Origin of the sequence: Streptomyces boncukensis (assembly GCF_011045075.1) — a bacterium.
Classification (GTDB): Bacteria; Actinomycetota; Actinomycetes; order Streptomycetales; family Streptomycetaceae; genus Streptomyces; species Streptomyces boncukensis.
Genome location: NZ_JAAKZZ010000577.1, coordinates 1 through 4253 on the forward strand (window position 1 = coordinate 1; position 4253 = coordinate 4253).

3 protein-coding genes and 1 pseudogene are annotated in these 4253 nt (G+C 75.2%); 3 read left to right on the plus strand and 1 reads right to left on the minus strand.

What is annotated here, in order from left to right:
• The 3 genes from G5C65_RS32305 to G5C65_RS32315 all read left to right on the plus strand — a co-directional run.
• Positions 1–632, plus strand: a 632-nt coding sequence (locus tag G5C65_RS32305; RefSeq protein ID WP_338146766.1) for a (2Fe-2S)-binding protein, incomplete at its 5' end; no start/stop codon positions are given.
• 1 nt (position 633) lies between these two features.
• On the plus strand, positions 634–1611 hold the full coding sequence (locus G5C65_RS40560; RefSeq protein ID WP_165302601.1) for an FAD binding domain-containing protein: 978 nt from the start codon (positions 634–636) through the stop codon (positions 1609–1611).
• Positions 1611–3842: a xanthine dehydrogenase family protein molybdopterin-binding subunit gene (locus G5C65_RS32315; protein ID WP_165302602.1), complete on the plus strand. Its 2232-nt coding sequence runs from the start codon at positions 1611–1613 to the stop codon at positions 3840–3842. The genes G5C65_RS40560 and G5C65_RS32315 overlap by 1 nt, the downstream gene beginning before the upstream one ends.
• Positions 3843–3892: 50 nt before the next feature.
• Here the strand turns inward: G5C65_RS32315 and G5C65_RS32320 are convergent.
• Positions 3893–4253 (minus strand): annotated as a pseudogene (locus tag G5C65_RS32320) (serine/threonine-protein kinase); the annotation flags it as partial.

Below are 4253 nucleotides of genomic sequence, written 5' to 3' on the forward strand. Positions count from 1 at the left end.
GGGACGGGGGCGGCGCGCCCCGCCGTACCGTGCTCGCCGCCGGGGCGGCCGCGGGGGCCGGACTGGCCGCCGCCGGCGTGCTGCCCGGCACCCCGCTCACCGCCCCGCACGCCGCCGCCGCCGATGCCGCCGACGACGAGGGCGGCGGTGCCGGGGACGCGCCGCCCCGTACGGTCCCGCTGGCGCTCACGGTCAACGGGCGGCGCCGGGAGCTGACGGTGGACGTCCGCGCCAGCCTGCTGGACACCCTGCGCGAACGGCTCCGCCTCACCGGCCCGAAGAAGGGCTGCGACCAGGGCGCCTGCGGGGCGTGCACGGTCCTGGTCGACGGCCGCAGGGCGGTGTCCTGCCTGACCCTGGCCGTGATGTACGAGGGGCGCGAGGTCACCACCGTCGAGGGGCTGTCCGAGGACGGCGAGCTGCACCCGATGCAGCGGGCCTTCGTCGAGCAGGACGGCTTCCAGTGCGGGTTCTGCACCTCCGGGCAGGTCGTGTCGGCCGTCGGTCTGCTGAAGGAGTCCCCCGACGTACCTGCCGCGCAGGTGCCCGAGCTGATGAGCGGCAACGTGTGCCGCTGTGCCGCCTATCCGCACATCGCCGACGCGGTCGCGCAGGCACGGAAGGAGATGTGACGTGCGAACCTTCCACTACTCCCGCCCCCGCGAGGTCGGCGAGGCGGTCGAGCTGCTGGCGGGGGACCCGCGGGCGCGGGTCGTCGCGGGCGGCACGGACCAGGTGACTCTCCTGCGGGACGGCGTCCGCGCACCGTCCCGGGTCGTCGACATCGGCGGCCTCCCGCTGGACCGGGTGACCCGGCTGCCGGACGGCGGGGTGCGGATCGGGGCGCTGGCCCGCAACGCGCCGCTCGACGAGACGGTGCGGGAGCACTATCCGCTGCTGGCCCAGGCGCTGGCGTCCGGGGCCTCGCCGCAGATCAGGAACATGGCAACCTTCGGCGGCAATCTGCTCCAGGGGGTGCGCTGCCCGTATCTGCGCACGACGGAGTTCCCGTGCAACCGGCGCGACCCCGGCTCGGGGTGCGCCGCCGTCGCGGGCGACAGCGCGCACCACGCGGTCTTCGGGGCCACGAAGGCGTGCCTCGCGGTGCACCCGTCGGACCTGGCCGTGGCGCTGGTGGCGCTGGACGCCGTGGTGCGCGTGGTGGGCCCGGACGGCCGCCGCAGCATGCCCGTCGGCGACCTGCACCGGCTGCCCGGCGACGCGCCGCAGCGGGAGCACAACCTCGGGCACGGCGAGCTGATCGAGGCGGTGGAGCTGCCCCCGCAGCCCCCGGGGAGGCGCGTGCGGTACCTCAAGTTCCGCGAGCGCGCGTCCTTCGCCTTCGCGCTGGTGTCCGCCGCCGTCGCCGTGGACCTGCGGGGCGGCGCGGTGCGGCGGGCGCGGATCGCGCTGGGCGGCGTCGCGGCCAAGCCGTGGCGCGCCACCGGGGCCGAGCGGGCGCTGACGGGGCGGAAGCTGGACGACGGCGCGGCGCGGGCCGCCGCGCGGGCCGCCGCCGAGGGGGCCGAGCCGCGCCCCGACAACGCCTACAAGGTGCAACTGGTCAGCAGGGTGGTCCGCCGGGCCCTGAACGACGCGGGAGGCCGCTGATGGCACGCTGGGAGGAACCGGTCGGCGCCGCGCTCGACCGCATCGAGGGCCCCGACAAGGTGACGGGCCGCGCCGTCTACTCGGGCGACGTCCGCCTGCCCCGGATGACGCACGCGGTGATGGTGACCAGTACGGAGTCGGCCGCGCGGATACGCCGTATCGACACCCGTGCGGCGCGCGCGGCGGACGGAGTGGTGGCCGTGCTGACGCACCGCGACCGCCCGGAGTGGAAGGGCGAGCCGCCGGTCCCGTTCGCCGCCGAGCCCCGGCTGCCGCTGCAGGACGACCGGGTCCTGCACGCGGGGCAGTGCGTCGCGCTGGTCGTCGCCGAGTCCCTGGAGCAGGCCCGGTACGGCGCCTCGCGGGTACGCGTGGAGTACGCGAAGCGGAAACCGGTGCCCACGCTGGACGCCGCACTGCCCGACGCGTTCGTGCCGAAGGACAGTCCGTACCTGGTGCTCGGCGACCCGGAGTCGCTGCGCGGCGAGCCGGAGGAGGAGCTGCGGAAGGCCGCCGTGCGGATCACGGGGCGCTACCGTACGGCCACCGTCTCCAACGCGCCGATGGAGCCCTCCTCGACGCTGGCCGAGTGGAAGGGCGGCGAACTGACGCTCTACGACTCCAGCCAGGGGGTGTTCCGGCACCGGCCCGCCGTGGCGGCCGTCTTCGGACTGGAGGAGAAACAGGTCCGGATGGTCTCCTCGCTGCTCGGCGGCGGATTCGGCAACAAGGCGTTCGTCTGGGCACACACCCTGCTGGCGCCGCTGGCGGCACGTGCGGTGGGCCGTCCGGTACGGCTGACCATCGACCGCAAGCAGGTGTTCACCGGTACGGGCAACATGCCCGAGACCCGGCAGACGCTCCGGCTGGGAGCCGACCGGCGCGGCCGGCTGCGGGCGATCACCCATGAGAGCGCCAACACCACCTCGTTCGTCGTGGACCGCCACGAGACCACGGCGCACTGCATGCGCGCGATGTACGCGGTGCCGCACCTGCGGACGACCACCAAGGTGGCGCGGGTCAACACCGGCACGGCGACGTCCATGCGCACCCCGGGCGACAACCCCGGGATGTTCGCCCTGGAGTCCGCCATGGACGAACTCGCGTACGCCACCGGCGTGGACCCCGTGGAGCTGCGCCGCCGCAACTACGCCGACGCCGACCCGGAGAGCCGCAAGCCCTGGGCGGGCAACCGGCTGCTGGAGTGCTACAAGCTCGGCGCGAAGGTCTTCGGCTGGGACCGGCGCGAAGCCCGGCCGCGGTCCATGCGGGACGGCGACGACCTGGTCGGCTGGGGCATGGCCTCGGCGATCCGCGTGGAGCACGCCCTCGGGGCCAGGGCCACGGTGGAGATCCGCCGGGACGGCACGGCCGAGGTGCGCACCGGCACCGTGGAGATCGGCGGAGGCACCCTGACGACACTGGCGCAGGTGGCCGCCTCGGGGATCGGTGTGGCGCCCGCGAAGGTCCGGATGCGGGCCGGGGACACCGACCTGCCCGCCGCCGCGCAGACCTTCGGCTCCCGCAACTCGGGGAGCAACGGCAGCGCCGTCCACCTGGCGGCCCGGGACGCCCGCCGCACGGCGGTCCGGCTGGCCGTCGCGGACCGCGCCTCCCCGCTGCACGGGGAGGACGAGAAGGACATCGAGGCGGCCGACGGGCGGCTGTTCGTACGGGACGAGCCGAAGCGCGGGGAGACGTACGAGGCGTTGCTGGCACGGCAGGACAGGCGGTCGGTCGTCGGCGAGGGCGAGTTCACCCCGGACGAGGACCTGCCGTTCGCAAGGTCCACCTTCGGCGCGCACTTCACGGAGGTGCGCATCGACCGGGACCTGCCGCGAGTGCGCGTCACCCGGCACGTCGGGGTCTTCGACTGCGGGCTCGTCCTCAACGCGAAGACCGCCCGCAACCAGGCGCAGGGCGGCATCATCTACGCGCTGGGGGCAGCGCTGATGGAACGGCTCGTCTTCGACCCGGTCAGCGGCCGGATGGTCAACCCCGCGCTCACCGACTACCACGTCCCCGTCCACGCCGACATCGGCAGCATCGACGCGCGGTTCGTCGGGCGGGCCGAACCCGACGTCAACCCGCTGGGTGCGAAGGGGCTCGGCGAGGTGTGCGCTGTGGGGGTGGCCCCGGCTGTCGCCAACGCCGTCTACCACGCCACCGGCCGCCGTGTCCGCGAGCTGCCGCTGACCCCGGAGAAGCTGCTGCCGGACGACGGCGACTGAGCGCCCCGTATGGTTCCCCGCGCCCCTGACGGGACCTTCGAGAACACCCCCTAGCCCGTGCTGAGGCTGCGGCGGCACAGGGCCTCGTCCTGGAGGAGCTGGACGACCGCGGGGTCGTTCATGCCGCGCTCTGCGCCCAGCTCCCGGATGAGCCGGCTCAGCTCCGGCAGCGCCAGCCCGTACTGGCCGATGTCGACCAGGGCCGCCGCGTACTGCTTGCGCAGGGTGCGGACGACGGGGGAGCCCGCGCCGTGCTCGGCGACGGCGGCGGGGAGGGTGCGGCCGAGGAGCGCGGCGACCTCGGTGAAGCGGCCGGCGTCGAGGAGGTGCCGGACCTCCTCCAGGGCCGCGGACAGGTCGGTGACGGGGGGCGGGCCGAAGCCCCCGGCGGGGGCGCCCGCCGCCGCGTCC